This is a genomic window from Chishuiella changwenlii (genome assembly GCF_900142565.1).
Taxonomy (GTDB): Bacteria; Bacteroidota; Bacteroidia; order Flavobacteriales; family Weeksellaceae; genus Empedobacter; species Empedobacter changwenlii.
Map to the genome: position 1 here is coordinate 144,788 of NZ_FRBH01000008.1, position 17,283 is coordinate 162,070.

Below are 17,283 nucleotides of genomic sequence, written 5' to 3' on the forward strand. Positions count from 1 at the left end.
TTATTCTCTAAAAGAATCCTAATTTTTTCTTGCTATAAGAAACTAACATATTCTTTGTTTGACGGTAATGATCTAACATCATTTTATGATTCTCACGTCCAATACCAGATTGTTTATAACCTCCAAATGGAGCTCCTGCTGGGTAACTGTGGTATTGATTTACCCAAACCCTACCTGCTTGTATTGCGCGAGGAACTTGGTATAATTGGTGTGCATCTCTAGTCCAAACACCAGCACCTAAACCATAGATAGTATCATTTGCTATTTTGATAGCTTCTTCCTCATCTTTAAAAGTTGTAACGGCTAATACTGGTCCGAAAATTTCTTCACGGAAAATTCTCATTTCGTTTGTACCTTTAAATAATGTTGGCTTAATGTAATATCCTGCTTCACATTCTCCTTGTAAGTGGTTGGCATCACCTCCAGTTAATACTTCTGCTCCTTCTTCTTTTCCTAATTTTATATAACCTAAAATTTTGTCATATTGAATTTGAGATGCTTGTGCTCCTATCATAGTTTCTGGATCTAGCGGATTTCCTGCTTTTATAGCATTTACACGCGCTACAACTTTCTCTATAAATTTATCGTAGATAGATTCCTGAATTAACAAACGAGATGGACATGTACAAATTTCACCTTGGTTTAAAGCGAATAATACTGCTCCTTCTACAGCCTTGTCTAAGAAATCATCGTCATGATCCATTACAGATTCAAAGAAAACATTTGGTGACTTCCCTCCTAATTCTAATGTAACTGGAATAATATTTTCTGTTGCATATTGCATTACGAAACGACCTGTTGCTGTAGATCCTGTAAATGCTGCTTTAGATACTTTAGGATTTGTTACCAAAGGACGTCCTAATTCTCCTCCGAAACCATTTACAATGTTTACTACTCCTTTTGGAATTAAATCTCCGATAAGCTCTATTAAATATAAGATAGAAATTGGTGTAGATTCTGCTGGTTTTAATACTACACAGTTACCTGCTGCTAAAGCTGGCGCTAATTTCCAAACTGCCATAAGAATTGGAAAGTTCCATGGAATAATTTGTGCTACAACACCAAGTGGCTCATGAACAATAATAGAAACAGTGTCTTTGTCTAATTCGTTTATAGAACCTTCTTCTGCTCTAATTACCGAAGCAAAATATCTGAAATGATCTATTGCTAATGGAATATCCGCATTTAATGTTTCACGAACTGGTTTTCCATTATCGTATGTTTCTACAGCTGCAATTTCTTGCAAATTTTCTTCTATACGATCTGCAATTTTATTCAGAATAATACTACGTTCTGTGGCAGATGTCTCGCTCCAAGATTTAAACGCTTCATGCGCTGCATTAACAGCTAATTCTAAATCTTCTTCCGAAGAATGTGCTGCTTTTGTAAATACTTTTCCTGTAATTGGTGTAACCACATCAAAATATTTTCCATTTTTAGGTGCTACGAATTCACCATTAATATAGTTCCCATATTCCGATTTAAAACTTGGAACATTTACTAAATTTCCCATATTTATATTATTTTTATTTGATTAATCTCTCTAAATTAATCCATTATAAAATCAATAACTGTTTACAAAAAGTTAATTTTATTTGGTATAAATTTTGTAGATTTGCCATCCGTCCGTAGTGATACGGATTTTACTTTATGGGGCTGACTGGTTTTGACAGCAGGGCCAATGGGTAAGTAAGCATGCAGTGATATGTTGTGTACTCACTTTAATCAGGCACTTCAACCTTTTAACTGGCAACGAAGAGTACGCTTTAGCTGCATAATTCTGAATTTTAGTAGGAATTCGCTTACATCTATACAAGGTATAGAAGCTGAATGTCCCTCAAAAGCCTTGACTTACGGCGTTTGATTAAGGGACACGGGAAAGTAAGAATAGGAATCTTGGCGTTTCGAATAGATTCCGAAATTTAAGAAACTAAGCGTTTGACAGAGTGTTTATTCTCAGGATTTCGCCGACAATTAAAAATAAACTAAGCATGTAGAAAGCTTATTTGTTGCTTGTTTGGACGCGGGTTCGAATCCCGCCAGCTCCACAGATAATATTAACCCAGACCATTTAAATGGCCTGGGTTTTTTATTGTTATTTCTTAATCTGTTAATATAGTTGACTAATAAAAAATATTTTTTTTCATTATGGTTTTCCATAAGGATAAATTATTTAAATATTATTAATTTGTGTTAATAATATTTAAATAAATGATTTTTATTCTAATGTAACATTGTGTTATGTATCCAATGATGAATATATTTTTTGTTATTTTTGTATAAAACAAAAATATATTCATTTCATTAAATAAATAATAAGCTTTTGTTTCATAAAAAGTTTATAAAAAGATGAATATAAATAACATTTTATAAAACATACAATGGTAATTATTAGAATTGAGATATAAAGAATGAAAGAATTAAATTACATAGATTTATTCGCAGGAGCAGGAGGACTTTCTGAGGGATTTATACGTGCTGGATTTAAACCTATTGCTCATGTTGAAATGAATAAAGATGCATGTGATACTTTGAGAACGAGAACAGCTTTTCATTGGCTAAAAGATAATGGTCGCATGGAGGAATATTATGATTATCTTAAAGGAAAAATTACAAGAAATGAGCTTTGGGAAAAAGTTCCGGCAAATCTTATAAAATCAGTTATAAATAAAGAAATATCTCCAGAAACATTACCTTATATTTTTGATGAAATTGATAAAGAACTGAAAAATAACACTATCGATTTAATCATTGGGGGGCCACCATGTCAAGCATATTCTGTTGCCGGAAGAGTAAGGAAAGATATGACTAATGATCCACGAAATCATCTATATAAACACTATGTAAAATTTTTGATAAAGTATCAACCAAAAATGTTTGTTTTTGAAAATGTACCAGGTATTCTTACAGCAAAAAATGGTCATTATCTTCAATTAATTTTTGAAGCTGTTCGAGAAGCTGGTTACGAATTGGATAAAAGAGTTTTAAATGCACAAGATTTTGGTGTTTTACAAAATCGAAAAAGAGTTATTATAATTGGATGGAAAAAGAATTTTAAATTAGAATACCCTGATTTCAACAAAGTTGAGGTTCAATTTGAAATAGGAAAACATCTTTTTTCTGATTTACCTAAAATAAAAAGTGGGCAAGGAAATTGGGGTGTTTCTCAATATGAAAAAAAAACTAATAATTATTTAGATTCTTTTGGAATTCGTAATGGAATTGATTTTACAACGCAACATATTTCGCGTTTCAATAATGAAAATGATCTTGAAATTTATAGAATTGCTGTTAATAAATGGGTTAATGAAGGTAAAAGATTAAATTATGGAGAATTACCAACTAGATTGATAAAGCACAATAATATAAAAACATTTACTAATCGTTTTCAAGTAGTCAATCATAAAGGCGTTTCACATACTGTGGTAGCACATATTTGTGCAGACGGACATTATTACATTCATCCTGATATTTCTCAAAATCGTTCTATTACTGTGAGAGAAGCTGCAAGAATTCAATCTTTCCCTGATGATTATTTTTTTGAATCTAACCGTACAGCAGCATTTAAACAAATTGGAAATGCTGTACCTGTATTGATGGGAGAAGGAATTGCTAAAAAAATTAAAAATATTTTAAAGTCAAATCAATAAAATATACCTCTCTTATTTAGAAATCTACTTATAGAATATTATCAAATAGACAAGCCATTACAACATTAAAGAAATTAAATATTAGTAGAAAAAACAGATTTAAATGAAGGAGTTCAAAGCCGAAATAGCCCAGCCAAATCCAAAATCAACAATTAACTCGTATCGGAGTTTTGGGTATAATTTATCGACAGCAATTGCTGACATTATTGACAATAGTATTTCTGCAAATGCAAAAGAAATTTCTATCTCGTATAAATGGAATGGTCAGGATTCATTTATTTCCATTAAAGATAATGGAGATGGAATGAATAAAGATGAATTGGTTTTAGCAATGACTCCCGGAAGTAAAGATCCAGAAGATGAACGCTTGGAGAAAGATTTGGGACGTTTCGGAATGGGGCTAAAAACTGCCTCTTTTTCACAATGTAAAAGATTAACTTGTATTTCGAAGCGAGTAAATTTTTCAACAGTTAAAAGATGTTGGGATATTGATTTTATCAACAGTGAAGAAAAATGGCAACTTTTAGATTACATTTCTGATTCAAGTTTACTTGATGAAATAAATAGGCAAAAATCTGGCACTTTAGTTTTATGGGAAAAACTAGATAGAATTGTTGGCAATGCTGAGAGCAATAATGAAAGTGTAAAAAATGCTTTTTACCAAGAAATGGAAAATGTACGAGAACATTTGAGTTTGGTATTTCATAAATTTGTTGAGAGCAAAAGAATTAAAATATTTTTTCAGAATGAGCAAATAGAAGCATACAATCCATTTTTATTAAATCTCGACCCAAAACCAGAAATGGGTTTGTCTGAAAAGTTTGAAAATGTTGAAATAACTTACTTTATTTTACCGCATATGTCAGAAATTGGTAAGGAAGATTACGATAAAACGGGCGGTTCTTTGGGTTGGTTTCAGCAACAAGGCTTTTATATTTACAGAGGAGATAGATTATTAGTTGCTGGAGATTGGCTTAGGCTTGAAAAAAAAAGAGATTATGCAAAACTCGCAAGAATTTCTGTTAATTTTTCTAATTCAAATGATTTCAATTGGAATTTAGATATTAAGAAATCTACTGCAACACCACCAATTGAAATTAGAAGAGAGCTTTTAAGAATTGCAAAAATTGCAATAATGAAATCTGCTAAAATCTACAATTGGAGAGGGCAAAAAACTTTTTCTGAAAATAAAAATTCAACTTTTGAACCTTTGTGGATGGATGAAATTACTCGTGAAGGAATCAAAAAATATAAAATCAACAGAAAGCATCCAATAATTAATTCATTGCTGACAGACAAAAACAAGTTAATGTCAAAAGCACTACAACTTCTGGAAGAAAATATTCCTATTGAATTGATTTTAACCAATCAAAATGAAGACCCAGCTTTTCATGAACTAGAAAAACATTCAGAAATACCGAGCGATGATTTGTTAAATCTTGCTGTTGAGTTGTACAAAATATATGTTCAGCAAGGCATTCCAGAATCTTTGGCGAAACAACAAATTATGTCATCCATGCCTTTTAATTTATTTCCACTAATTAACGATTATCTATAATGAATACATTACTACAATCTGCAAGAGCAATATCACATACTTTACTGTCTCTTCATCAGGGAGAAATCACAGACGATATTTTGCTCAAAGTAATTGAGAAAACTAAAGCAATGAATATTGTTGAAGGACAAATATTCGATAAAGATGAATTATTTGAAATTCTTCGTGCAGATTTTAGTATTGGAAATGGAGCAATTACAGAACTCTACGATGAAAAAGTAACGCCTTGGCTAAATGATGAAAAAGTAAATATCAATTTTGATTTGTGGGATAGATACAAATTGGATATGCAGAAAAATGACCCGTCATTTCCGGTTAATGATTTAGATGATTTTACAGATAAAATTTTAGATAAGTGCGTAAATCCTAAAGAAACAAAATCGTTTGACAGAAGAGGTATGGTTGTTGGCCACGTTCAATCTGGTAAAACTTCAAATTACGTTGGTTTGATAAATAAGGCTACAGATGCGGGTTACAAAGTAATCATTGTTATTGCTGGAACAATCAGTTCACTTAGAAGGCAAACACAAGAGAGGATTGATTCCGGATACATCGGTAGAAACAGTTCTGCATTTATCAGAGAAAATGAAAACAAAATTATTGGCGTTGGAAAATACAAAGTCAATACTGATATTTATTCTTTAACATCATCATATTATAAATCAGGAGATGAAGGCGATTTCAGTCAGTCTGTTGCCAACAGACTAAATATTCCAATAGGAAAAAATCCAGTCGTTTTTGTTATCAAAAAAAATAAAAGCATCCTTGAAAATCTAATTGATTGGTTTTCTAAAGATGTGAATGCAAAAATTATTGATGGCTCCACAAAATTATTTGATGTACCCGTTCTTGTGATTGATGATGAAGCAGATGCTGCTTCTGTAAACGCAAGTAAAAGTATTGAAGACATCAAAACGATTAATAAGTTAATCAGAACGTTACTTAATTTATTCAATCAGAATACGTTTATTGGTTACACTGCAACGCCGTACGCTAACTTGTTTATTTCTCAGACACACAATGATGAATTAACGACTATTGTAAAAAATAAAGAATATAAAATTGGTGAAGATTTATTTCCAAGAGATTTTATCATCAACATAAAAGCCCCAACCAATTACATCGGTGCAACAAAAATTTTTGGTTTTGAAAACCCAAATGGAGAAACAAAAGAACCTTTGGATATTTTCAGGGCAATTGATGATTATGACCCTCCGTTTTTCAAAACAGTAAATAAATTTAACAAAGAAGATTTACCGGAATACCTTCCAAAAAGTCTGGAAAAAGCCATAAAATCGTTTATTCTTACTTGTTCAATCCGCAGACTGAGAGGTCACGAAAATAAGCATAATTCAATGTTAGTTCATGTTGCCCTCTTGGTAAAATGGATTGACAAAGTTGCGTATTTGGTTAACGAAAAGACGAGAGAATATGCAAACGCAATCAAAGCTGAAGATACTGGAATTTTGCAGGAACTGAAAGAATTATTTGAATCTGATTTTATATCAACTACCGACAATGTTTTAGAAAATTTAGATTATAAAGACATCAGAATCAAGCAACACTCTTGGGAAGAAGTAAAGGACGAACTGAAAAAGGCCGTTTCAAAAATTGATGTCCGCTCTGTTCACGGAACACGTTCTACAGCCAATCTGGAGTATCATAATATTGAAGAAATAGATTACAACAGACATGAAAATGGTTTGTCTGTCATTGCAGTGGGTGGTAGCAGATTGTCGAGAGGAATTACTTTAGAAGGATTATCTGTGAGTTATTATTTGCGAACTACCAAAATGTACGATTCGCTGATGCAAATGGGCCGTTGGTTTGGTTATCGCCCTGGTTATGTCGATTTGTGCAGATTATACACCACCGAACAAATTTTTGAATGGTTCAACCACATAACAATGGCAACAGAAGAAATGCGGAATGATTTTGATGAAATGACTACTTCGCATCAACGACCGAAAGATTTTAGATTGAAAGTGAGAAACCATCACGGTTTGATGACTATTACAAGTTTAGCAAAACTAAATTTTTCCAAGAATATTGAAATTTCATTTTCAGGAACAAATCCACAGACTTATCAATTATTGAAAACAAAATCGGCGATTGAAAGTAATTTCAAAAACTTCCAATCATTGTTGGATATTGGAAATAAACCTTTTGAAATAATCAAGCATAAAGAAAGTGACACCATCCCAAGATATGTTTTAATTAAAGATTTTGATAAAGAGAAAATAGCAACATTTTTAGATAATTTCAAAATAGATTTATTACGAATCAAAAATGCAAGCCTTGGTGAATATGTAATGAATCAAAATGAAATTAAAGAGTGGTCTATAGCAATAGTTTCAAATACTGATAAAGAAACTTTTATTGATTTTAAAGGCGGTTCAAAAAAAGGGGAACGAAGCAATAATGCAGAAGTAAAAACTTATGAAATTAAAATTGGTAACAAGAATTTAGAGTTGGGGTGTAGTGTACGTAACCAACAATTGTTAAGAGACGGTGAATATTATTTAATTTCTAAAAATCAAATTGATGATACAGTTGACCGTCAAGTTGATTTAAAGGTTTCCAATTTGAAAAAAAATGATGTTATAAAAATTGAAAGAGAAAAAGAGAAGAAAGGTTTGCTTTTAATTTATGCTTTGGACGAAAGAGGTACACCAAATGTGAACAACGAAATTCCTATTATTGGCTACAGTCTCCACTTTCCAAAAATTGAAAACGAAGTTAAAACTTCTTACACAACTACAATCTATGATAGTTTTGATGAAGAAATGCAGGAAGATGATGATTCTCCAAATGATAATAATTTGTAAGCTATGATAAATATTAAAACCATCTGGGAAGCCCAAAAACCAACCGGTGACATCATTATTATAAAAACAAGGATTGAAGATATTTTACATCTTAATTGTTATGCAGCAACCAATCATATTACCGGGCAACATTTATACATAATGTCGGTTTCCAAAAATGTGGAAATTCCGGATCTTAAAAATTATCGTTTCAAAGGTGTGGAGATCTTCATTTTAGAAATAGGTGATTTTTGTGAAATGAACATTTATTTGTTAGACAATGATTTAAAAGATATATTTTCTCTATTTATTCAAAATATTCTGGAGAATATTGCTGAAAGCGTTACAGAAAGTGAAGCGGTTACAAAAACACTGAACGTTATTTCTAAATGGAAAAAACTTTTTGATAAAATCAATTTCAACGGTTTAAGCATCGAACAACAAAAAGGGTTGATTGGCGAATTGCTTTTTATCAACCATCTTCTAGATAACCCAAAATCTTCATCAACTATTTTAAACGCTTGGACAGGACCAGATTTTGAGGACAAAGATTTTGTTTTTGGAGGAACTGGAATTGAAATTAAATTAACATCTTCAAAATATCCGAAAATAAAAATTACTAACGAAGGACAATTAGATTCTCAAAATCTAAACGAATTATTTTTGATTCTCTATACGGCAGAAGAAGTGAAAGAAAATGGTTTTACACTTAATTCTTTAATCAGTCAAACCCAACAAAAATTGTCTGCCAATATTGATGAACTAAAGTTTTTCAACGAAAGGCTGATGCTTCTAGGATATTTTGAAGATGATAATGAACATTATAACAAAATGTTTTCTTTAAAAAGAACTTATTCTTATTCTGTCTCAGAAGAATTTCCAAAGATCATCGAAAGTGAGCTTCCTAATGGCGTTTACAATACTTCTTATTTCATCGAACTTTCCGCTGTAGAAAATTTTTCGATCGAATTTGATGAGATTTCTCAAAAAATTTAATAAATGGAAAAAGCATTACAAAATTACATTGAAGAACTAAAATCTGATGTGGCATCTTTGGTTTATTCAGACGGAGATGGTGTAAGTTTTGAAGATAAATTTACCGAATATTGTATCGAAGTTTTTGAATCAATCGGAAAGTCTGAAGGTGCAAGAGTTCTGTCTTACATTCACCCCAATAACCAGGGCGGAATAGACTGGAAAATAAATGGTTATTGTCTGAAAGACCAATTTAAAGATGAAAATAATAAAACATATTTTGAAACCTTAGACTTGTTTATTACAAGTTTTAGAAATGACAGTTTTGAATACAATATTCCAAAAGATGAATACACAAAATCGCTGAACCAAATCAAAAGATTCATCAATTCTTCGCTCAAAAGACATATCGATTATATCGACCATTCACATACCGAACTCAATGAATTAATAAAAATTATTGGAAAACAAGGCAAAGATTTCGATAGGATTAATGTATATTTTCTTATTAATGGCTTTTCTAATCACGATAAAGAAAATCTAGAAATAAATGATAAAAGTGTTTTCGTACATACTTGGGATGTTTCTCGTTTGTTTAAAATCAATGAAACTAATAGTGTTCATGAACCAATAGAAGTTGAATTTGAAAAATTTTCTAAAGAAGGTAAAGGTTTGCAATGTTTACAAATTCCAAACATAGATGAAATGTACGATTGCTACTTAGCAATTATTCCTGGCGAAGTTTTAGCTAATTTATATAAAGAATTCTCAAATGAATTATTAGAAAGTAATGTGCGAGCTTTCTTAGGTCAAGCAGGAAAATTCAATAAAGGAATTAGAGATACTATTCGTACAAAACCACAAATGTTTCTACCTTATAATAATGGAATTACTGCTACTGCTGAATATGTCGAAACAAAATTAGTTGATGGGCAAATGGTAATAACTAAGTTAAATGATTTTCAAATTGTAAATGGCGGGCAAACTACAGCTTCACTTTATCACACTCAAAAAAAGTATAAAGAAGCAGATTTGAGCAAAATTTTCGTTCAAATGAAACTCACTGTTATTAAAGATACTGAACAGAAAAATATTGAAGTCCCTAATATTTCAAGATTTGCAAATAGTCAAAATAAAGTTTCTGAATTAGATTTGTCATCTAACAATCCTTATTTTGTACATATAGAAAATCTCTCAAGAAAGAAATATGTTGTTAATCCTGAGAATCGAAATCAATCTTTACTTTGGTTTTTTGAAAGAGCAAATGGGCAATATCGTGAAACTTTGAACAAACAAACTACAAGTCAGCAGAAGAAATTTAAAGAACAAAATCCATCTCATTTGAAGTTTGTTAAATCTGATATTGCTAAGTTTATTAATCTTTGGGAATTGGAACCACATTTTGTATCTCAAGGTTCACAGAAAAATTTCATCCATTTTACAAAAAAGATAAATATACTTGTAAGTAAGAATAAATTTCCAGGAGAAAATTTTTATAAAAAACTTATTGCAAATGCTATTTTATTCAAATCAATTAATAAATTATTTGGTCGTAAAAATGTAGATGCAATTGGTGATACCAACTTGAAATCTTTTACTGTTGCTTATACTCTTTCTTACTTTCATTATTTAACTAATAATAGATTGGATTTATGGAAAATCTATGAAAGTCAAAAAGTGGATTATGTATTGATGGATCACTTGAAAAAATTGTTATTTTTTGTTTATGAAAATTTGATAAATGAAGCGAATAACAGTTTAATTTCTGAATATGCTAAAAGAGAAACTTCTTGGATAAAATTAAAACAAATTCCTTATAATAATGATTTAATTAATATATTATCAGGATATTTAATTTCTTCAGAAGAAAAAGAAGAACGTGAAAAGGAAAAGGAAATTGATTCTGCTAATGTTGAATCAGGAGTTTTCCTTGTTAGTGAAATTCAAAAAATTGGTTTGAAATTTTGGGATGGCTTCAGAATTTATATTGATAAAGAAAAGTCTGTTGACTTTAATTGGGATATTGCTTTTGATTTAGTTAACAAATTAAGAAATAATAAAAATTTATCTACGAGGGAAATTAATTTTGGTAAAAAAGTTCTTGAACTTGTTCAAGAAAAACCAGAACTTATTGATGAAGTAAGAGCTTTATCAAAACTTATGGAAACTGAAATAATTGAAGTTAAATTCATATATGATAAACTTTTATTACTTTCAAAAGATGAATGGAATCGAATTATAGATGTAGCAAATCAAACAAAAATATTTAATGGACTTGAATTAGCTAATGTAAAGTCAGTTCAAATTTCATTATTGAAAAGAGAAAATATAAAAGAGCAAGCTCTAATAAAAGCTTTTGAATCATTAAAAAAGCTAAAGAAATTTGGAATAAATATGTAGATTTTATATTCATTAAAATCGTCCCCTTAATAATTCTTATTAAAGAATAATAAATTAAGTAAGTATTTAAATCTCCTTAATATAAACCCAGACCATTTAAATGGTCTGGGTTTTTTATAATTTCATGACATCGATCATAATTAAAATATAACACTAAAAAATGTCTTTTTCATCAAAACTATTTGAATTTTCATAAAATCAATATATCTTTATAGTAACGAAATTTATAAAAGGACTATTTTATTTCTATCAAAAAAACTATTTATAATGAGAATTTATCCCATAAATAGGGCGATTAAAAGAAATTTCATTTTAAAAAAACAAATGAAAATAGTATCTTTCGTAGGTTTTAACACCGTTAAATACGTCAACCTTTGTATAAAATTGGCTAGCTGAAACTGCTAAATTTATATAATTATCTATGAATTAAGCTTTACGAGTTTTTTATATACAGTTTTCTAATAGAAGACTGATGTAAAATATTGTTTTTAACGAAAGCTAATTTGATAGACAATGGAAGTATTTGAATTAACATTAAATGAATTGAATGAGTTCGCAATTGATTTTCACAAATTAATTGAGGATACGGATTTAGCTTCTAAACATGAAGAAAAGATTTTCATTCGCCCCGACTCAAACAAAATGAACTTAGCTAGAATAAATTTGTTGTATAATATCAATTATAGTAAAATAGACGAAATTGAATTAAACAACCATATTATTAATTTAGTTAATTTATGTTTTTACGATAATATAAATGAAGAAACTGGATTAACAGATAATTCGTTGTACTTCTTTTATTACATTATTAAATACTTTTATAAGTGTGATTATAAAAATGAAATAAAAGCGGAATGTACAAATAGCTTTAGCCATTTAAATAAACAAGAGTTTATTATTACTATTTATAGATACATTTATGATAAAATAGAATTATTGTCTGTTAATGAGAATAAAAACTATCAGTACAAAAAACGATTAACAGAAATTCTACAAGAAGTAAATAGCTATATGATTCGTTTTAAAATAAAAGATATTAAAACGATTAATAAATATAGAGATCAGATTTTAAACAATTTAGGGAATATAAACAACCTAAAGAAAATCTATTTCGAATTGTCTTGTCGTCAATATTCAGATCAAAATGATTCACAGCAAATTCTTAATATAATGAAAGGGCAACCTAATAAATTAAGAAGTATTTAGAACATGTTTCAAATTTTATTTATAAAAAAATCCTGCTAAATTATTTCTTAGCAGGATTTTTTGTTTATTTTCTATTCACAAAAAATTAGTTTTCGTCATCTTCAGCAGAATCTGGTTCATCTCTAAAATCTTCGATGAATTCTTCTTTAACTTTCAATTGAATTTGCTCTACAGAGTTTCGGTACATTTTTATAATTGTTCCCGTATATTCATTTAAATCAATTAAATCTCCTTCAACTAATTCTTGGTCATGGCAACATTCAGATATTAATCCAGCTAATGTGTCATAATGTTCGCTTTCATCAAATCTAAAAGGAATTAAGCGGTTTATATCACTAATTGCATTGTGCGCATTAACATTATAAACACCTTCAGAAACACGAGAAACTATAGGATCTTCGTTGTCATACTCATCTTGTATTTCTCCTACTAATTCTTCTAAGATATCTTCTAATGATACAATTCCTGCAACTTCTCCAACTTCGTTTGTTACAACAGCAATTTGCATGTGTCTTTTCTGAAATTGTTTCATTACATTTTTAATCAACGCATTCTCTGAAATAAAAATAGGCTCACGTAATAAACCTTCAATATCTGTTTGGTTTGGATTCTCTAATAATTGCTTAATTAAATCTTTCGCATAGATAATCCCTTTTATATTATCAAATTCTTCTTCGTAAACAGGGTAACGAGAATATCCCTCGTTAATCGCAAAGTCTAATGCTTCTTTTACAGTTGTATTGATATTAATTGCCGAAACATTTTTACGTAATGTTTGAATATTCATTACACGACGATCATCAAACTCGAATACATTTTGAATAAGGTTACGCTCAGATTCTTCTATCGCTCCTCCTTCTGTACTTTCTGTAATAATCATTTTTAACTCCTCTTCTGTATGAATTTCACCTCCATGAATAGGATGAACTCCAAAAGCACGTAAAATAACATTTGCTAAACCATTCATTAAAATAATTAAAGGTTTACAAACAAAATAAAATGCACGAAGTGGCCAAGCTACAGTAAATGTAGTTTTTGCAGGATATTGAATTGCTAAAGATTTTGGTGCTAATTCTCCAAAAACAATGTGTAAAATTGTAATAATAACAAAGGCAGCTGGAAAAGCAACATTTTGTGCAATAGCTATCCAAGATGGAGAAGTTAAACCTACAACTTCAAAAAGTTTGATAATAACCGGAGTTAAAGAGCTTTCTCCTACCCAACCTAAACCAAGCGAAGCTAATGTAATACCTAGCTGTGTAGCGGCAAGATAAGAATCTAAATGTGTAACAATGATTTTTGCAGCATTAGATGTTCTCTCGTTAATGTCTTGGTTAACCTCAATTTGAGAAGAACGTACTTTTACAATTGCAAACTCTGCTGCAACAAAAAATCCATTTAATAGGACAAGGAAAATAGTTAGCAAAAGTTTTGCTACTGAAATTTCATCTGTGACATTGTGATTAGCAACTAAAAACAATGTCGAAATCTGGGAGTATGTATCCATTCGTTGAATTTAATAACTGGCTTCGTTTTAGTTTTTTATGAGCCAGCAAATCATTACATCTAAATTAATAAATATTTTTAAAAATACAATGTTTTGATTTGAAGCAAATTTAAAAAAATTATCAATACAAAATTTATCTATTTCATTGCATTAAATAAATGATTAAAAAAATCACTAAATTTCCATTTCAAAAGAAGCTTCATAAATACATGCAAAATCAGGATTCAAATTATATCATTCAAGTTAAAAATCTTTCTATTTCCTTCGGAGATAAACAAGTTCTTAACAATGTAAGTTTTAATGTAAAAAAGGGTGATACTTTAGGTATTGTTGGTGAATCTGGTTCAGGTAAATCTCTTACATCGTTAGCTGTAATGGGTTTATTATCTCCAGCAGCTAAAATTAATCCGGAAAGTGAGATTCTATTTCGCTTACAAGATGAAATGGTTGATTTATTAAAACTTTCTCCAAAAGAATTAGAAAAAATTCGTGGAAATGAAATGGGTATGATTTTTCAAGAACCTATGACTTCTCTTAATCCAAGTTTACGTTGTGGTGAACAAGTTGAGGAAGCGATTAAACTTCATTTAAAATTACCTAAAAGTCAACTTAAAAAAGAAGTTATTTCTCTTTTTGAACAAGTAAAATTGCCAAATCCCGAACGTATTTATAAAGCTTATCCGCACGAGTTATCTGGTGGACAAAAACAACGTGTAATGATTGCAATGGCCATTTCTTGTAAGCCAAAATTATTAATTGCTGATGAGCCAACTACAGCATTAGATGTAACCGTACAAAAAGCAACATTGGATTTACTTAAAGAGTTACAAGAAAAAAATGGAATGAGTATGTTATTTATTTCTCATGATCTTGGCGTAATTGCAAATGTTTGTGAAGAGGTTTTAGTCATGTTTAGAGGAGATGTTGTTGAGCAAGGAAATGTAGCTACCATTTTTAATAATCCAAAAGAAAATTATACCAAAGGATTAATTGCATGTCGTCCTCGTTTAGAAGAAAGAGCAAAGCGTTTACCGACAGTAAAAGACTTTTTAACTAATCCTGATTATAAAACAGAAGAATATACAACAGAAGAGCGAAAAGCATTTCACGAAAAAATATATCACCAAACTCCAATCTTAGAAGTTAAAAACTTAAAAAAGTATTTTTATCCTTCTTCATTTTTTGGAAATAGTACAATACCAAATGTAAAAGCGGTTGATAATATTTCATTTAAAGTTTATCCTGGAGAAACAATGGGATTGGTAGGTGAATCTGGTTCTGGTAAAACAACATTAAGTAGAACAGTTTTATTATTAGAAAAACCCACAGAAGGTGAAATCTTTTTTAATGGAGTTGATATTACAACTTTAAAAAAGGAAGAAGTTAGAAAATTAAGAAAAGAAATTCAGATTATCTTTCAAGACCCTTATTCTAGCTTAAATCCAAGACAAACTGTTGCACAAATTATCACAGAACCTATGCAGGTTCATAAAATAGGTAAAACGAAAGCAGAACGCATAGAAACAGCTTCTATCTTGTTAGAAAAAGTTGGTTTATCTGCACAGGACTTAGAAAAGTATCCTCATGAGTTTTCTGGAGGGCAACGTCAACGAATTGGTATTGCGAGAGCATTGGCATTAAATCCTAAATTTATTATTTGTGATGAGTCTGTTTCAGCTTTAGATGTTTCTGTACAGGCACAGGTTTTAAATTTATTAAATGACTTAAAATCTGAATTTGGTTTTACATACATTTTTATTTCGCACGACTTAGCTGTTGTAAAGTATATGAGCGATCAACTATTGGTGATGCAACATGGAGAAATGAAAGAATTAAACGATGCTGACGAAGTTTATTCTAATCCGTCTACTTCTTATACAAAAGAATTGATTGAAGCAATTCCGAAACTGTAAGTAGCAAGTTTATATTATAAGATACCTATTAAGATTTCTGAAATATATTAAACTCTTAAATTTTATACCTTATTATATATAGTGAAGAAATAAAAAAAGCATCTAAAAAATTTAGATGCTTTTTTTTGTAGTCCCTAGGGGAATCGAACCCCTCTTTCTAGAATGAAAATCTAGTGTCCTAACCGATAGACGAAGGGACCGCCTTTCGAATTATTGTGGTGCAAAATTAATAGAATAATTCTTATCACCAAATAATTTTTATATTTTTTTTAATTAAATCAAATTTTGTAGTCCCTAGGGGAATCGAACCCCTCTTTCTAGAATGAAAATCTAGTGTCCTAACCGATAGACGAAGGGACCACTATACTATGAATTAATTATTCTAATATTCTTTTTGAATGAACGTCAAGTTGTGAATTTCCTTGTAGAAAAGTCGTTGTATAATTCTAAAAAATTGAACCAAGTTGAATTATACAGCGACATTTTCATTCCCGATTAATCAAGTAAACAAATTTGATTAACCTTTACAAACAAAACACAAAAAACAATTTCCTTTACACAGTATTCTACTTGTTGTTTAATAAACATCAACAACTATGAATAAGGAAAAAAAAGATTGCAATAATGCAATCCATCTATTAATTTGTAGTCCCTAGGGGAATCGAACCCCTCTTTCTAGAATGAAAATCTAGTGTCCTAACCGATAGACGAAGGGACCACTTATATTTTTGATTAAGCTAATCCCGCGATATGCTTAGCTAACTTTGATTTTAAGTTTGAAGCTTTATTCTTGTGAATAATGTTTCTTTTAGCTAATTTATCAATGATTGAAGAAACTTTTGGAAAAACTGTTTCTGCTTCATTTTTATCAGTCTCACCTCTTAAAGCTTTGATTGCTGTACGAGCAGACTTGTGATAATATTTGTTACGATCGCGTCTAACCGCTGATTGTCTAATTCTTTTTAATGCTGACTTATGATTTGCCATAACTTTAAATCTCTTTCTATTTTAGTTCGGCAAAGATAAAAACAAAAAGTTTATCTTACCAAATAATTTAATTAATTTTCTAAAACACTTTTATGTAGCCCATAGGAGAATCGAACTCCTGTTTCCAGGATGAAAACCTGATGTCCTAACCACTAGACGAATGGGCCGCAAAACGGCTCTACAGTTCTTGTGAAAAGCGAGTGCAAATGTAGCACTATTTTTTATATACACAAATTATTTTTGAAATTTATTTCATAATAATTATGTTAAAAAGTGTTAA

Annotated in this window: 10 protein-coding genes, 4 tRNA genes and 1 other RNA gene; 8 read left to right on the plus strand and 7 right to left on the minus strand. The window is 30.0% G+C overall.

The window, feature by feature from the left end; all coding sequences use genetic code 11:
* Positions 1-7 precede the first annotated feature (7 nt).
* Entirely contained in the window at positions 8-1,513 is a 1,506-nt protein-coding gene (locus tag BUA86_RS11300; RefSeq protein ID WP_072932730.1) for an aldehyde dehydrogenase family protein, read from the minus strand.
* A 139-nt stretch (positions 1,514-1,652) separates the two neighbouring features.
* Between BUA86_RS11300 and ssrA the strand changes: the two genes are divergently transcribed.
* The 7 genes from ssrA to BUA86_RS11335 all read left to right on the plus strand — a co-directional run bounded on the left by ssrA (position 1,653) and on the right by BUA86_RS11335 (position 12,596).
* Positions 1,653-2,051: a transfer-messenger RNA gene (gene ssrA / locus BUA86_RS11305) on the plus strand.
* Between the two features lie 360 nt (positions 2,052-2,411).
* On the plus strand, positions 2,412-3,650 hold the full coding sequence (locus BUA86_RS11310; protein ID WP_072932731.1) for a DNA cytosine methyltransferase: 1,239 nt from the start codon (positions 2,412-2,414) through the stop codon (positions 3,648-3,650).
* A gap of 103 nt (positions 3,651-3,753) precedes the next feature.
* A complete protein-coding gene (locus BUA86_RS11315) occupies positions 3,754-5,208 on the plus strand; it encodes an ATP-binding protein (RefSeq protein ID WP_072932733.1) in 1,455 nt (484 codons plus the stop codon).
* 80 nt (positions 5,209-5,288) lie between these two features.
* The gene (locus BUA86_RS11320; protein ID WP_178300418.1) at positions 5,289-8,036 is read left to right on the plus strand and encodes a Z1 domain-containing protein; all 2,748 of its coding nucleotides are present in this window, start codon (positions 5,289-5,291) and stop codon (positions 8,034-8,036) included.
* A gap of 3 nt (positions 8,037-8,039) precedes the next feature.
* On the plus strand, positions 8,040-9,011 hold the full coding sequence (locus BUA86_RS11325; protein ID WP_072932737.1) for a PD-(D/E)XK motif protein: 972 nt from the start codon (positions 8,040-8,042) through the stop codon (positions 9,009-9,011).
* Positions 9,012-9,014: 3 nt separating this feature from the next.
* On the plus strand, positions 9,015-11,390 hold the full coding sequence (locus BUA86_RS11330) for an AIPR family protein (RefSeq protein WP_072932738.1): 2,376 nt from the start codon (positions 9,015-9,017) through the stop codon (positions 11,388-11,390).
* Positions 11,391-11,903: 513 nt separating this feature from the next.
* Positions 11,904-12,596: a hypothetical protein gene (locus tag BUA86_RS11335; RefSeq protein ID WP_072932740.1), complete on the plus strand. Its 693-nt coding sequence runs from the start codon at positions 11,904-11,906 to the stop codon at positions 12,594-12,596.
* Between the two features lie 85 nt (positions 12,597-12,681).
* On the opposite strand, the gene BUA86_RS11340 is transcribed toward BUA86_RS11335, so the two are convergent.
* Positions 12,682-14,103, minus strand: coding sequence for a hemolysin family protein (locus BUA86_RS11340; RefSeq protein ID WP_072932742.1), 1,422 nt, complete (start codon positions 14,101-14,103; stop codon positions 12,682-12,684).
* A 209-nt stretch (positions 14,104-14,312) separates the two neighbouring features.
* Between BUA86_RS11340 and BUA86_RS11345 the strand changes: the two genes are divergently transcribed.
* Positions 14,313-16,016, plus strand: a complete 1,704-nt coding sequence (locus tag BUA86_RS11345) for an ABC transporter ATP-binding protein (protein WP_072932861.1) — start codon at positions 14,313-14,315, stop codon at positions 16,014-16,016.
* Positions 16,017-16,144: 128 nt separating this feature from the next.
* On the opposite strand, the gene BUA86_RS11350 is transcribed toward BUA86_RS11345, so the two are convergent.
* The 5 genes from BUA86_RS11350 to BUA86_RS11370 all read right to left on the minus strand — a co-directional run bounded on the left by BUA86_RS11350 (position 16,145) and on the right by BUA86_RS11370 (position 17,170).
* Positions 16,145-16,216 (minus strand) — tRNA-Glu (locus tag BUA86_RS11350).
* Between the two features lie 88 nt (positions 16,217-16,304).
* Positions 16,305-16,376, minus strand: a tRNA-Glu gene (locus BUA86_RS11355).
* A 286-nt stretch (positions 16,377-16,662) separates the two neighbouring features.
* Positions 16,663-16,734: transfer RNA gene (locus tag BUA86_RS11360), tRNA-Glu, on the minus strand.
* Positions 16,735-16,748: 14 nt separating this feature from the next.
* Positions 16,749-17,003 (minus strand): 30S ribosomal protein S20, encoded by a 255-nt coding sequence (rpsT, locus tag BUA86_RS11365; protein ID WP_072932744.1) that lies wholly within the window; start codon positions 17,001-17,003, stop codon positions 16,749-16,751.
* Between the two features lie 95 nt (positions 17,004-17,098).
* Positions 17,099-17,170 (minus strand) — tRNA-Glu (locus BUA86_RS11370).
* Positions 17,171-17,283: the final 113 nt, after the last annotated feature.